This window comes from Spirosoma harenae (assembly GCF_054776975.1).
In genome coordinates this window covers 17427-30757 of the sequence record NZ_BAAHBD010000054.1, presented here as the reverse complement: position 1 = coordinate 30757, position 13331 = coordinate 17427, and the positions used below count along the sequence as shown (strand labels likewise).

Genomic DNA, 13331 nt, shown 5'->3' with positions numbered 1-13331 from the left:
AAAAAGCCTTGAGCATTATCAGCCGACAGACCTGAGAGCGCGCTACCAACTAGTTCAAGAGTTGGCTGCTGAGTTTGCGGTTGAAACCTTATGCTTAGTGCTGGAAGTAAGTCAAACGGCTTACTATCGCTACCTGCGAGGAGAGAGCTATCAACTAACTTCTGAAAAAGCGGAGTACCAGCAGTTAGTCGAACAGACTTTCGCCATACATAAACGACGCTACGGCAGCCGACGCATTAGAGCTGAGTTGCAAGAGAAAGGCCATTCATTGGGTCGCTATCAGGTTCGAATGATAATGAAAAAGGCTGGTTTACAAGCCATTCAGCCGCACAGGCGGCCCTGCTAAATCATTTGTGCCACGTACGACTGACAGTACCCATGGCAGAGGCTACTGGCCCAATCTATTAGTAGATCAGCCGTTCCCCCAGGCGCCTAATTTAGTATATTACGTATCTGCCTTTAGTCGGCGGAGAATGGGCTTACTTGGCTACTTGGATGGATTTATTTTCGCGTAGAATAGTAGGCTGGCCGGTGAGTGAAACGATGGAAGATGAACTAGTTATCCTTCCATTACGTCGTGCCTTGCAACTGCGTCAACCTGTCGTGGACCTAATTATTGATTCGGATCGAGGTGGGCAGTATGTATCAACTGAGCTGAAGGAGTTAGCGCGTTTGTGGCATATCAGGCCCAGAATGAGTCGGGCCAACGATCCCTACGACAATGCCTTCGCGGAGTCGTTGTGGATCGGACCGCCGAAGCGGCCGCTTAAAAGCGGAGTTATTGGAAAGCGGAGCGTTTTTGAGCGTCGATGATGCACGCACCGAACTCTTCGACTATATTGAGGTCTATTATAACCGGGTGAGAAAGCATTCGTCGCTGGGCTACAAAAGCCCCGAACAGTTCGAACAGGAGTATTACACAAATCTGACAAATTCAGTGTGCCGCTAAATCGGACCACCTCAGTCTGCTATTGGTTGACGATGTACATGTCAAGCGCGGGTTATAATAATTGTAATGATCTATATATAAAACGTTTATGGCAGGTAAAGTTAATATTCGCCCCTATCGTAAAATGAGAAGAGAGTTTTAAATGATTTCTAATAAAACCGATCAAGAAACACCTGACAAGAGAGTAATCGTGAACCAGTCATCTGAATGGATTTATTGATCTCGAAAAGGCCAGTTCTCGGCTCACCGTTCAGAAAAACCTCGGTATGATTTTCGGGCAAGATACTACAATTACTCGCACATGTCGCACGAACTCATCTCCACGGTGAGAATAAGCAGTTGATTCGTGAGACGGCAATTTGAGATTACTAATAATGTCCGGGTATAACTTCTCAGATGGAGAAATGCTGTTTTGGAAAAACGGGCGTTTCGTGAGAGGGCTTTAATGGAGTAAAGTCATCCGCTTTAAAATCTAGTAGGTTCACTCGTTCCCAGTCAGGCAAGTTAGTTTCGATGCGTATCCTGACGGACCCATCTTTATAGTCTCTTTCACCCCATTCGCGCGTGGCCGTCCTAGTTGGGCACAAATACCACCGGTCATCAACGGGGTAGCCCATTAAACCGGGGGCTACCCCGACAGCGGGGCCGATATGGCTTCAGCTAGCCAAAAGAAGGCTGACAGGGTAGCCCGCTAAGACCAGAACCGGCTGATGGGCGGATCAGATAGGGTAACCTAAACAAGCCAGGACGTTGGGGTCCTGGCTTGTTTAACGGGTAGACGTTTGCCGCAGCTGCCCGGCAAATTAGTAGCGAACTTACCCACCCGAGCGGGCGGCTAGCCGGGTGATATCCGCCACCTGCACAACGTTTTTCTCAAACCCGTGCCGGGCGACCTCGATCATGGCCAGCGCGATCTGGTGACGGGTGTTGATGAGTTGGGGCAGCACCCGCTGGATAACAGGAAACAGCCAGGAGACGTACGAGTAACTTTTGGGAATATGCCGCTGCCCATCGGTGCCGGCAATAAACCCGATGCGGAAGCCAAACACCTGGTTGAAGGGCATCTTCATCAGGTCGTTTTCCGTTTTGCCTTTCACCCTGGCCCACCGCTGCCACCCCTTTTCGCTGCTGTCGGTACCGCCCCCGCTGACATACACAAAGCGCATACCGGGGTTGGGGTGGACGGCTTTGGCAAAGGTGATCGGCGTATCGTAATTGATCCGTTTATAGTCCTCCGCACTCATCCCTACGCTACCCCCACCTGCGCAGTAAAAGCAGGCGTCATACCCCATCAGCCTGGGGTCATTCTCGGCCAGCGCCAAAAAATCAGGGACGATGTATTCGGTTAGTTTGGGATGGGAAAGGCCGGTCGGTTTTCGGCTCACACTCAACACGGAGGTAATTTGGGGGTTCGCTAAACAGTCCAGCAGCATCCCTTCGCCGACCATGCCTGTCGTACCGGTGATGAGCACGTTCATAAGCGGTTCAGTTGGGTAAAGCGGGGCCGGTCGGTTGCCCCGATTGGCTAATCAATCCGGGCTCCGGTCAGCCCCTCGCAGCGTTGCCATAATCGGCCCGCCGTTACGGGATCTTTCACCGTGGGGGAAGCGCCATTCATCGTCAGGGACTCGGCATCATCAGCGGCCAGGGGTTCGATGTTGCAATCGGCGCAGTAAACGCCCCCTTTGCCGTCCAGCAGGGGACTCGTCGCCGTCCAGACAATCGCACCGGCTCCCTGCTGGGGCGTTTTCCAGCCCTTTTCGGGGTCGATGATCGGATTGCCCGCTTCATCGATCATGCCGACCGCTTTGGCGATCCCGAGGTCCATATGGCGGGCCAGTCCGGTATCGAAGATACCGCCCGGATGCACCGCATAGGCGTGAACCCCACTCGACTGACCGATATGATCCAGGGCCAGGGCCAGCAGGATGTTGGCTCCCTTCGAGTTGGCGTAGGCCTTCCAGGGGTCATAGGGGATCCGCTCAAAATTAGGATCATGCAGCAGGTCGGCTGCGACCAGGCGGTGGTTGGCCGAGCTGAGCATAACCACCCGCGCCCCGTTAGCCGCTACCAGGGCGGGCCAAAGGCGGCAGGTAAGCTGGAAATGGCCCAGTACGTTGGTGGAAAACTGGCTTTCGTAGCCTCTGGCATCCCGGCTTAGCGGTGCCGCCATCGTAGCCGCGTTATTAATGAGGATGTCGAGTGTTCCATGCTCGTCCATAAAGCGCTTGGCAAAGGCATCAATCGAAGCGGGGTCCATCAAATCCATCTCCTCCAGGAGGATACCCGGTAGGTGAGCCAGGTTTTGGTGGGCTTTTTCTCGGTTGCGGGCGGGGACGATGACGGTCGCCCCGGCAGACAGCAGCACGCGGGCCGCTTCCAGGCCCAGGCCGGAATACCCGCCGGTCACGATGACGGTCTTGCCCGTTAAATCAATGCCTTGCAGAACGTCTTCCGCGGTGCTGAATGCGTTAAAGGGCGAATCCAGGGGTGTTTGTTGGGTAAACATACTCAGTTGAGTTAATTGATTGATTGATAAACTATTGTTGTTGGGTGGGGCTTTTGGCGAAGGCGGTAAAACGTCACGAGCCGATTAGCCGGTTACCGACTTAGTTCAGCCCTTCCCACCAGGGACTAAATCGCTGGGTACTATCGCGCAGGTTGACGGCCTGGCCAATCAGGGGGGTGATCAGGGGCACCTGCTTTTGCCGGGCCAGCTTGCTCAACCGGATCAGGGGTTCGTCCCAGGGATGGCGGTTCAAAACGAACTTGGCCGAATGCACCGGCAGCACCCGGTTGGCCCTTAAGTCCAGGGCGGCCTGGAGCGTTTCTTCGGGCATCATGTGGATGAAGGGGCTCACCACATCATACTGCCCGTTTTCCAGGATGGCCAGATCGAAGGGGCCGTATTGCCGCCCGATTTGGGCAAAATGCGTATCGTAGCCGCTGTCCCCGCCCAGAAAGAGCTTCTGGGAAGGCGCTTCCAGGATAAAGGACACCCACAGGGTCTTGTCGCTGCGTAGCGTGCGGCCCGAACCATGCCGGGCCATGACGGCCCGGAGCGTAAATCCATCGGCCAGCTTTAGGCTCTCCTCCCAGTCCAGTTCACTGATCCGCTCGGCGGGGTAATCCCAGTGTTCGAAGTGCGCCCCCACGCCCAGCCCACAAATAACCTGCTGCACGTTGGGCCGCAAGGCCAGCACCGTCTTGTAATCCAGGTGATCGTAGTGATCGTGGGTAATCAGCAGGTAGTCGATCGGGGGCAAATCAGCCGCCGTGTACACGTCGGTCCCCTTAAACGCTCGTGCGCCCCCCGGAAAGGGCGAGGCATTGCCACTAAATACGGGATCGACCAGAAATCGCTTGCCGCCAAGTTGCAGGTAGTACGAGGAGTGGCCAAACCAGACTAGTACGTCGCGCTCGAGCGGTATAGCCCGCAAATCGGTCTTTACCGAAGGAATGACATCGACCGGCGTTTTGCGGGGATTAGGCTTGATCATCACTTCGTACACCGCTTTGGCCATGTTGTAGCCCGGAGCAAAGACCGGCGTCGGGTGGAGATTCTGAAATTTGCCTTCTTTATAGTGAGGGGACCGCCGAATACGGTCCAGGCGGGCCCCACTGGGGGCTTTGCCAAATTGGGGCGATCTCATCATACTAAAACTGGCAATACTCGTTAGTAGGACCACGCTGGCCAGCCAGAGCAGGGTTGTCTTTAGCGACCTCCCTCGTTTAGGGAGTCGAGCCGGGTTGGTGGAGGGAATCATGGATACCTTGTTTTTGAGTCAGCCAACAAGCGAATGACCCGCGTATCGGACGGCTTGGTTGACTCATCAGGAATTTTAGTGGGCATCCCCCTTAGTGGAAAGACTGCCGAAATTCCAACGGGGACAGGTTGGCCTTCTTTTTAAATAGTTTGTTGAACGACTGGGGGTAATCGAAGCCTAACTGGTAGGCAATCTCGGCCACCGACAGCTGCGTCGTACTCAGCAGCTCCTTAGCCCGCTCGATCAGCTTGGCATGAATATGCTGCTGGGTGGTTTGCCCCGTCATCGAGCGGAGCATATCGCTCAGGTAATTAGGCGATAGGTTGAGTTGCTCGGAGATGGCGTGAACCGTGGGCAAGCCCCGCTCGGCCAGCTTTTCATCCCCAAACCAGGCCGACAGTAAGGCTTCCAGGCGCACCAGGATTTCATCGGTGGCCGGTTTGCGGGTGATGAACTGTCGGTTATAGAAGCGGTCGCTGTATTGCAGCAGCAGTTCGATCAGGGCAATCATCACGTTCTGGCTGAAGCGGTCGATGTTGTTTTGATACTCCGCTTCAATGTCGTTCATGATGCGCAGAATCGCTTCCTCTTCGGGATCAGATAAATGCAAGGCTTCGGAAAGCTCATAGGAGAAGAAGCCATAGTCTCTAATCGTCTTTGCCAGCGGATAGCCCACAAAAAAGTCGGGATGGATATTTAGACAGATGCCTTCCCCGGCGGGGTTTTCTTCGGACCCACTGGCCCGGCCAATCAGCTGATTAGGGGCCATGAAGGTCATGATCCCGGCATCAAAATCAAAGTGTCGCTGGCCGTAGCGGATTTTACCGGTTACATTCTTTTTGATGGAAATGCTGTAAAAGTCGAAGAGAAACCGCTCCGGGAAGGCTTCCTGCAGGCTGGCGTCCTCAAACCGCAGGACGCTGATCATGGGGTAGCGGGGTCGAGGGAGCCCTAAAATCCGGTGCTCGTCTTTGATGGAGAGCGTGACGATGTCGTTTTCTTTTTTCATGGGATTGATCGGCTTTGCTGGGCGTTCGACTCATTTACGGTCCCCTGGCGTGGGCAATGGCGATTTGCCGTGCCCACCCACGGAGCTAGTGCCTAGTATTGCCCCTGTATCGCTTAGGTCGAGCACCTGATGGGGGAATCGTTCGCCCTGTAGGTGGATCCTGGCAAAGCCCGCGTCAATCTCTTCGACATCGGCGGGGGTTAGCGGAAGGCGGGCCGCGCCCAGATTCTCGGTAACGTGCTTGATCTGGGTGGTGCCTGGGATCGGCACGATCCAGGGCTTACGGGCGTGCAACCAGGCCAAATCGACTTGTCCCGGCGTGGCGTGGTAGCGTTTACCAATCCGCCCCAGGAGCTCGACCAGGGGATAGTTGGCCCGAATGGCCTGGGGTGTAAAGCGGGGAAAATGAAACGAGGCCCGCAGATCATGGTTGGGATTTAACGAGGTAGCAGGGGTGATGGTTCCGGTCAGAAACCCGGTGCCGAGCGGACTCCAGGGCACCAGCCCAATGCCCAACGCTTCGCAGGTGGGGATCACTTCCGCTTCGGGATCGCGCGTCCAGACGGAGTATTCATTGGTGACGGCCGTCAGGGGTTGCACCGCATGGGCCCGGCGTATGGTAGCCGCCCCCGCCTCGGACAAGCCAAAGTGCAGCACTTTGCCTTCGTTAATGAGGTCCTGCACCGCCCCCGCCACGTCTTCGATGGGCACCTGGGGATCGATGCGATGTTGATATAACAGGTCAATCCGGTCCGTTTTGAGCCGTTTCAGACTAGCCTCCACCGACCGTTTCAAATAATCCGGGCGCGAGTTCAATCCGCCACTTTTTCGGGTAAGGGGATCGATTTGGTAGCCAAATTTGGTCGCTATAACGACCTGAGAACGAACCGGTTCCAGGGCCTTGCCGACAATTTCCTCGCTGTAAAAAGGGGCATAGCTTTGTGCGGTATCAAAAAAGGTAACCCCCTGTTCATACGCGCTGCGAACGAGTTTGATCGCTTCCTGCTCGTCCAGCCGGGGGGTGTAGGTACCCGCCAGATTCATGCAGCCCAGGCCAATGGCCGATACCTCCAGCGATCCTAACCGACGCGTCGGCAGGGGAACCGGTTGGCCCAGCGTTGTGGTCAAGGGTGCTGACTGGGCGAAAGCGGATGCGCCCCATGTTGACCTACCGGTTGTGGCTACCGCCCCGCCAATGACGGTTGCAGAACGGATTATAAAGTCTCGGCGGTTCACCTGATTCGTTGCCATGATCAATCGCTTATTTTGCTAGGCAAAGTTGCGACGTTGACCCGACAGCCGATTGTCCAAATCTCGGAAAGGTGTGTCCAAAAAAGGGAGACATGCTCGTGGTCATTGCCCAAGCGCAATTCTCAAAAAAACGCTCCTACCTGAGACGAATGAAATTTATCCGTCTGTTAATGGGGCGTTAAACTAGATATCAAATAAGGCTGACCCTGTTAAAAATAACCAGAAAAACTAGTGGAGTTGCCTTTAGAATCCATTGAGTTTCCTAAATGTAGCGGGCGTATCACCCGTCATTTTTTTGAAATATTTCACAAAATGGGAGGGGTCGCTGAAACCCAATTGTTCGGCCACTTCCGTAACACGCTGATCGGTATGCAATAGATACCGTTTCCCCTCTAGGACAATCTGTTCAGCAATCAACTCACTGGCTGATTTGCCACTCACTCGCCGACAGATCATATTCAGATGTTGCGGAGTGATCCCTAGCTTTTCACCATACGAAAATACCCGATGAGATAAAGGACTAGGCTGACGTAGTAAGTTAATAAATCGGCGATACATCAGGTGGCTCACTTGGGTAGGTTCGGGTTGCGGCTGATCGACAGCTAGTAATCGGGCCAACAGAATTTGTATCATCGCTCGCAGAATCACCAGATTGTGCTGGGATGGGTGTTTATATTCTGTCTCGATAGCTACCAGTAAATCCCCAAATGGGACTGTGTCTGCTAAGGCCACTTCCTTTCGCTGTTCGAGTTGCTGCACTAGGGGATACAAATCCCCGCTGTATTTGGGATCAATAAAATCAGCCCGAAACATAACGACGAAGCCTTTCGGGATAGCCGTGAGTTGCCAGCAATGTAACTGCCCAGGAGACAGAAAAAAAGCTGTAGGGGGTGAAATCGGTAGTAGCTGGGTATCGACCCAGTGAAAGCCTGCTCCTTCCAATAAGATGATAAGTTCAAAGTAACCATCATGCCGGTGAGGTTGCGTGCGCTTAATGATTTCTTTGAAGCGAGAGATTTTGAATAATTGTGTATCCTCCAGTTTGTTTTTTAGCTGAAAGGGCTCGGCATTCGACGGAGTCATAAATCGTTGAAAGTTTTCACTTGGGGAAGAACCCTGTTTCAAAAGTACCAAAATCAGCCCGAAACTGACCACAATCGTCTGTTTTTACGCCGATACCTTTGTGGCAAATCACTCCCGTTACGGTGCAATTAAAAATAATCCATCGTTGCCCGTGCTGGATTCGTGACTAGCTATGAAACGACTTTTTTTATTGCTACTGCTTTTTGGATATGGCCAGTTCACTTTTGGACAGACTGAACTACAAGGTATGTTGCTCGATGCCTCCACCACCAAGCCAATTCCTTTTGTCAGCGTTGCCCTCTATCGACTTACCGATTCAGTGGCGGTAACCGGTGCCCTGTCGGACTCGGTAGGCGTTTTTCATATAACCTATGGGACACCGGGCCAATATCAGTTGAAAACGTTTTTTATTGGTTACAAACCTCAAAAAATCTCCGTCACGCTGAAACGGGGCGACGAGCTTAATCTGGGGTCGCTCTTGCTTGAACCTGCCAAAAATCAGTTAAACGAAGTGGTTGTCACCGGACAGCGATCAGATTTAATCGTCAAAGCTGACCGACAGACCTACCAAGCCGCCCAGTTTGGCTCAGCGGCAGGAGGAACGGCGACCGATTTGCTGCGTAACCTTCCCGGTATCAGTATCAATGCAGAGGGAGAGGTCACACAACGGGGAGCTAACGGTTTTTTGGTCTTGCTGAATGGCAAGCCGGTGCAGGCCAATTTAGGCACCTTGCTCAATCAGCTCGCGGCTAACACGGTTGAGTCCATTGAGGTCATCACCACGCCATCCGCTCGGTTTGATCCCGATGGAAAGGCCGGTATTATTGCCATTACAACCAAATCAGGAGCGGATTTGGGTATGTATGTTCTGGTCAATGTTCAGGGCGGCTTGCCCAGCCTGAATGCCTTTGAGAATACCCATCACCCGGTTCGCTATAGTGCGGATGCATCCCTGAGCTACCGAACCGCTCGCTGGGACTGGACGCTTAGCACAGCGTATCTACGAAATGATCTAGCAGGTCGGCGTGAGGGGGATGTGTACACCATCCTGGGTGATCGCTTTACCCGTTTCCCCAGCAGTGGCGAACGAAGTTTTAGACGCTACACGGTTACGAACCGGCTAGCGGTGAGCTTTACACCGACTAAATCGGATGTGTGGTCAGCAGGGTTGTATTATGGGCAACGCACCGAAGACCGGACAGCTGATTTGATCTACAATAATACGATTACCAACCGGCAGACCGGGCAACTCATTAGTCAGATCGACTATTTTAATGCAAATCTGGTGCGGAAGCGAGGACAGTTTTTTACGGCTAATCTCGACTACACCCATACCTTCCCCAGTAAAGTAACACTCAGTGCGGGCGTACTTTACGAATATGATTATTTGGACGGATTTACCCGTAACCTGAACGTTCGCCGAACGGACTTCCGGGATACGCTGCAATATACCTTCACCACTACGGAGCGGCCAATTGGGAACGTTCGGGCGAATGTCGATGTCAGTTGGCCTCTGGCTGGTGGACGACTGGAAGCGGGTTATCAGTACCGCTTTCAGGGCGACAATGGCGACTATCGGTACCTAAACCAGGATGGCCGGGGCGCACCCCTGCTGGTCATCCATGCGTTTAGCGGACAAGCCCAGGTAGGCAATCAGATTCATAGTCTCTACAGTCAATACAATCATAAAGCGAAGCAATGGGAATACACAGCGGGGTTACGCTTCGAATCAGCCCAGCGCGAGGTGGCTATTCGACCGCAAGGGCAAACCTATCCCTTAACGCTGAACAACCTGTTTCCCTCGTTGAACGTCGTGTATCGGCCCAAGGAGAATTGGTTAGTTCGGTTAGGCTACAGTCGCCGGGTACAGCGGACGAGTAATCTAGCCCTCAACCCGCTACCCGAACGCGAACACTCCGAAACCCTCGAACAGGGCGACCCGGCCTTGCTGCCTGAATTTGTCGACCTGAGCGAACTAAGTGCCACGCGAACGCTGGGTCGAAGCACCTGGCAAGCCACGCTGTATCATCAAAACGTGCAAAATATCGTTAATCGGGTTAACAGTGTGTATGCGGATACGATTCTGAACCGGCTCTATACCAATGCGGGTCGGGCTGGTCGGCTCGGTTTGGAAATAACCTCAGACGTTACCCTGACGAAACGTTGGAAACTCTATATCGGCGGTACGGTGTATCGGTCAATGATTTCCGGTCAGTTGTTTCAGAACAAAGTCGTGTTCACCAATCAGGCTTGGGCTTACTCGATTAATGCCAATACGAGCTTACAACCTGCTTCGGGCTGGGTACTACAAGCCAATTTGAATTACCTCTCAAGGCGGATTACTGCTCAAGGAGAAGATTCCCGCTTCTTTGTGCCGAATTTATCCATTAAGAAAAGTTTTGTCCAAAACCGACTTTCGGTCATGTTTCAATGGCAAAATATAGGTCTAGGCTGGCTACCCAGCAATGAGCAGCGGATCACCACAAGCGGAGCGGATTTTTATACGACGACCAATTATATCCAGGAGAAGGATATTCTACTGCTCAACCTAAGTTACTCCCTTCGTCAGCGTACTAAATCCGTCAAATTACCCACCAATGAGTTTGGGGAGAAAGAGTTTTAAACATTCGCAATTAAATCTCTCATAGAGCTTTTGGGCATCTATCCTGTTCTATTGGCAAAATCTCGTAAAACGCTCTATTCCCAAGGATAAGTGTAGCAATTTTCACCAGTTGATATGATTAGTCATCACCGATGAATGACGACAGGTTTGTGAACGAGAAGGTTGAGCCATGTATGACTAAAAATAGATAAATTTACGCCCTACCGCCAAAAAGGAAGCGTACCGGATGAATAAAGAAGGACCGATTGTCATCATTGAAGATGATGAGGATGACCAATTATTACTCGAACTGGTTTTTCAAAAACTGGATTTTCCCAATCAGGTCATCTTTTTTGGTGATGGGGAAAGCGCTTTGGCCTATTTAGATCAGACAGACGAAGTCCCGTTTTTGATCCTCTCGGATATTAATCTACCTAAATTAAATGGGTTTGCCTTACGAGAAAAGCTCCACAATGATGCCCGTTTAAAGCTAAAGTGTATTCCTTATCTGTTTTTTTCAACGGCCATGGATCAACAAGCCGTCATTGATGCCTACAGCTTATCGGTACAAGGTTTTTTTGTGAAGCCGCTCACGATAACTGCCTTGGAAGAGACCCTTTTAGCGATTGTGAACTATTGGAAATTATGTGCAGCTCCCAATAATTTTTAACGATCCTATTCCTATAAGGAGAGACTAAAATGCGATATTGTCTCCATTCTGTAGAAGCGAATTGGGTTAGCCGACCAATGAGTAGGTCGCCAATCGTTGATCAGACAGATTAGCCCAACCTTGCCAACCCAATAACGCGCATGAAAACCATACTGATTTACAAGGATCAGCACGTTGAGTATGTGGTTATGCAGGAACCCGACATGGTCGTTAAGGCCGCCAAAGTAGACAATGGTCTTGTGGCTGATTTTGGCATGGGCACCTCTGGGGGTGTTATTCAACATTGACGACGCCCAAATCCAGGCTATCATACGGGCAAAACCGTATCCTGTTTAAAGTCAACGTTTGCTACTGATGGAATGTGACACTTGTTAAAACATCAGACGAGTTAAGGTACATTCTCAAAAAAGGCTGGGTTTATAATCAATTTGGACTACTGACCGTTTATGGGTTATTGGTAGCTTTGTAATAAGTCGTGAACAGTACGCTTCCCGAAGACTCCATCAGCCCAATTATCGAAACGCCAAACCGACAAAAAGAGCTAAGCGGCTAGTAGGTAAATCATGGGTTGGTGCTTCATTAAGGGAGTAACGTATCACCCTACACTTTTATCAATCGGCTCTGATCCCCATGACCACCCCGCTGCTTCTATCGACTGACCAACTGCTAGAGGCCCTGCTCCAGGATAGCCAGCTCGGCCTGATCCTGTATCGAATTATCCGGGATTCAACGGGCCAGCCCCTGGAGTTTCGCTATCAACTGGTTAATGCCGTAGCGGCCTCGCTGTTAGGCGCCACTCCGCCGCAACTGGTTGGTAAAAACTGTCAACAGGTGTTCCCTCAAGGCGACGACCTGCGGGCTTATTACAAACAGGTCGCCCTGGATGGACAGAACCTGCGCATTGACTACCCCTTACCCCAAGATGGACGTTGGTTCCAGGTACATATTACCAGCCAGGGGTATGACACCCTGCTGTGTTTTTTTACTGACATCACCGAGCGGGTGGAGGCCGAGCAGGCCTTGATCAAAAACCTGACGCTTTTACAGGAAGCCGAAGCGTTAGCCGCCATCGGTAGTTGGGATTATGATCGCTCCAGGGCGAGTTTTTTCTGGTCGGCGGGCATGTACCAGTTGTTTGGCCTCGAGTTGGGGAGTTCTATCTCGACGCAAACGTATCTAAGCTGTGCCACAGAAGCTGATCAGTCCTCGGCCCAGCGTCTAGTCGAGCAGATTCTTGGATCAACGGAGTCCTTTGAGCAAGCGCTTTCTATTCGCCGGCATGGAGAAGTGGTCCGGATTTTGATTAAAGGAGTCGTTCGATCAGATGAGGAAGGAAGGTTGAGTTGGGTACTGGGAATCGGTATGGACACCCCTGGCTTGGACAAGCCGACCTCTGCCTCAATTTCTTAAGTTGATCGGCAGGCTGAGTCCCTATCTGATTAAACCCTACCACCTGAGACGAGAAGTGATTTGAGTATTTATAATTCGGGCATTTGATCACACTACCCTGTGAGTGGCAAAATCAGTTCTATTCTGCTGGTAAATGAATAGCAAACTCGGACCTATGGCCTTCTTGACTTATTACGGTCAGTGTCACCAGACGTTATGAGCTAATTTAGGTCGTAAAATAGAAGTAACCTAACCTTGTTACCAATGCCTGAGCAACCACCATTCCATTCGAACCAGCTGCGAGCGAGTTCATCAACCGACTTAGTTGAACAGCTCCGTACCCTGAGCGCTCTGAGGGATACTGACTCTTTGGAACAATTTATGGAACAAGTTGCCAACGAGTTTAAGGTTCACACTAATGGACTCATCGTGCGAACCGATACGACGGACCATTTCATTGCTGATCTAATGCAATACGGTTGGATACGCGTGAAATCGGACTAGTCCCAGTGGCTGAGCGTATTGAGCGATGATAGCGCTAAAAAAACGTGCGAGTAGGCCTTGGAATGATGGTGGTGGTGGTTCAAGACACTTGCTCGGTTAACTACTGG

Annotated in this window: 14 protein-coding genes; 8 read left to right on the top strand and 6 right to left on the bottom strand. The window is 51.8% G+C overall.

All coding sequences use genetic code 11. From position 1 onward, the window contains the following. Positions 1-61 precede the first annotated feature (61 nt). From ACYVE4_RS32400 to ACYVE4_RS32390, 3 genes are all read left to right on the top strand, one after another. The gene (locus ACYVE4_RS32400) at positions 62-346 is read left to right on the top strand and encodes an IS3 family transposase (RefSeq protein WP_461044577.1); all 285 of its coding nucleotides are present in this window, start codon (positions 62-64) and stop codon (positions 344-346) included. A gap of 98 nt (positions 347-444) precedes the next feature. Next, a complete protein-coding gene (locus tag ACYVE4_RS32395; protein ID WP_461044890.1) occupies positions 445-813 on the top strand; it encodes a transposase in 369 nt (122 codons plus the stop codon). Further along, positions 722-949, top strand: coding sequence for an IS3 family transposase (locus tag ACYVE4_RS32390; protein ID WP_461044576.1), 228 nt, complete (start codon positions 722-724; stop codon positions 947-949). Before ACYVE4_RS32395 ends, ACYVE4_RS32390 begins: the two co-directional genes overlap by 92 nt. Before the next feature lie 815 nt (positions 950-1764). Here ACYVE4_RS32390 and ACYVE4_RS32385 read toward each other — a convergent pair. From ACYVE4_RS32385 to ACYVE4_RS32365, 5 genes are all read right to left on the bottom strand, one after another. Continuing rightward, on the bottom strand, positions 1765-2427 hold the full coding sequence (locus ACYVE4_RS32385) for a Rossmann-fold NAD(P)-binding domain-containing protein (protein WP_461044575.1): 663 nt from the start codon (positions 2425-2427) through the stop codon (positions 1765-1767). A 47-nt stretch (positions 2428-2474) separates the two neighbouring features. Then, positions 2475-3458 carry an SDR family NAD(P)-dependent oxidoreductase gene (locus ACYVE4_RS32380; RefSeq protein WP_461044574.1) on the bottom strand — a complete coding sequence of 328 codons (984 nt, stop codon included), beginning with the start codon at positions 3456-3458 and terminating at the stop codon, positions 2475-2477. A 100-nt stretch (positions 3459-3558) separates the two neighbouring features. Further along, entirely contained in the window at positions 3559-4473 is a 915-nt protein-coding gene (locus tag ACYVE4_RS32375; protein ID WP_461044573.1) for an MBL fold metallo-hydrolase, read from the bottom strand. A 334-nt stretch (positions 4474-4807) separates the two neighbouring features. Next, a complete protein-coding gene (locus tag ACYVE4_RS32370) occupies positions 4808-5725 on the bottom strand; it encodes a helix-turn-helix domain-containing protein (protein WP_461044572.1) in 918 nt (305 codons plus the stop codon). 30 nt (positions 5726-5755) lie between these two features. Continuing rightward, positions 5756-6769 (bottom strand): aldo/keto reductase, encoded by a 1014-nt coding sequence (locus tag ACYVE4_RS32365; RefSeq protein WP_461044571.1) that lies wholly within the window; start codon positions 6767-6769, stop codon positions 5756-5758. Here ACYVE4_RS32365 and ACYVE4_RS32360 point away from each other — a divergent pair. Next, a complete protein-coding gene (locus ACYVE4_RS32360) occupies positions 6768-6965 on the top strand; it encodes a hypothetical protein (RefSeq protein ID WP_461044570.1) in 198 nt (65 codons plus the stop codon). The two genes, ACYVE4_RS32365 and ACYVE4_RS32360, sit on opposite strands and share 2 nt — an antisense overlap. Positions 6966-7219: 254 nt before the next feature. On the opposite strand, the gene ACYVE4_RS32355 is transcribed toward ACYVE4_RS32360, so the two are convergent. Then, on the bottom strand, positions 7220-8059 hold the full coding sequence (locus tag ACYVE4_RS32355; protein ID WP_461044569.1) for an AraC family transcriptional regulator: 840 nt from the start codon (positions 8057-8059) through the stop codon (positions 7220-7222). 172 nt (positions 8060-8231) lie between these two features. Here ACYVE4_RS32355 and ACYVE4_RS32350 point away from each other — a divergent pair, with 172 nt between their 5' ends. The 4 genes from ACYVE4_RS32350 to ACYVE4_RS32335 all read left to right on the top strand — a co-directional run bounded on the left by ACYVE4_RS32350 (position 8232) and on the right by ACYVE4_RS32335 (position 12741). Then, positions 8232-10682 (top strand): TonB-dependent receptor, encoded by a 2451-nt coding sequence (locus tag ACYVE4_RS32350; RefSeq protein ID WP_461044568.1) that lies wholly within the window; start codon positions 8232-8234, stop codon positions 10680-10682. Between the two features lie 226 nt (positions 10683-10908). Beyond that, positions 10909-11331: a response regulator gene (locus ACYVE4_RS32345; protein WP_461044567.1), complete on the top strand. Its 423-nt coding sequence runs from the start codon at positions 10909-10911 to the stop codon at positions 11329-11331. A 140-nt stretch (positions 11332-11471) separates the two neighbouring features. Beyond that, complete coding sequence (locus tag ACYVE4_RS32340) at positions 11472-11618, top strand: hypothetical protein (RefSeq protein WP_461044566.1); 147 nt, start codon at positions 11472-11474, stop codon at positions 11616-11618. A gap of 343 nt (positions 11619-11961) precedes the next feature. Next, complete coding sequence (locus ACYVE4_RS32335) at positions 11962-12741, top strand: PAS domain-containing protein (RefSeq protein WP_461044565.1); 780 nt, start codon at positions 11962-11964, stop codon at positions 12739-12741. Positions 12742-13331 lie beyond the last annotated feature (590 nt).

What these genes read in the sequence shown, in the direction of transcription:
- ACYVE4_RS32345 (WP_461044567.1), top strand. Translation starts at nt 10,909, where the DNA reads ATGAATAAAGAAGGACCGATTGTCATCATTGAAGATGATGAGGATGAC.
- ACYVE4_RS32375 (WP_461044573.1), bottom strand. Translation starts at nt 4,473, where the DNA reads ATGGCCAAAGCGGTGTACGAAGTGATGATCAAGCCTAATCCCCGCAAA.
- ACYVE4_RS32390 (WP_461044576.1), top strand. Translation starts at nt 722, where the DNA reads ATGCCTTCGCGGAGTCGTTGTGGATCGGACCGCCGAAGCGGCCGCTTA.
- ACYVE4_RS32340 (WP_461044566.1), top strand. Translation starts at nt 11,472, where the DNA reads ATGAAAACCATACTGATTTACAAGGATCAGCACGTTGAGTATGTGGTT.
- ACYVE4_RS32365 (WP_461044571.1), bottom strand. Translation starts at nt 6,769, where the DNA reads ATGAATCTGGCGGGTACCTACACCCCCCGGCTGGACGAGCAGGAAGCG.
- ACYVE4_RS32350 (WP_461044568.1), top strand. Translation starts at nt 8,232, where the DNA reads ATGAAACGACTTTTTTTATTGCTACTGCTTTTTGGATATGGCCAGTTC.
- ACYVE4_RS32335 (WP_461044565.1), top strand. Translation starts at nt 11,962, where the DNA reads ATGACCACCCCGCTGCTTCTATCGACTGACCAACTGCTAGAGGCCCTG.
- ACYVE4_RS32355 (WP_461044569.1), bottom strand. Translation starts at nt 8,059, where the DNA reads ATGACTCCGTCGAATGCCGAGCCCTTTCAGCTAAAAAACAAACTGGAG.
- ACYVE4_RS32380 (WP_461044574.1), bottom strand. Translation starts at nt 3,458, where the DNA reads ATGTTTACCCAACAAACACCCCTGGATTCGCCCTTTAACGCATTCAGC.
- ACYVE4_RS32385 (WP_461044575.1), bottom strand. Translation starts at nt 2,427, where the DNA reads ATGAACGTGCTCATCACCGGTACGACAGGCATGGTCGGCGAAGGGATG.
- ACYVE4_RS32370 (WP_461044572.1), bottom strand. Translation starts at nt 5,725, where the DNA reads ATGAAAAAAGAAAACGACATCGTCACGCTCTCCATCAAAGACGAGCAC.
- ACYVE4_RS32360 (WP_461044570.1), top strand. Translation starts at nt 6,768, where the DNA reads ATGCAGCCCAGGCCAATGGCCGATACCTCCAGCGATCCTAACCGACGC.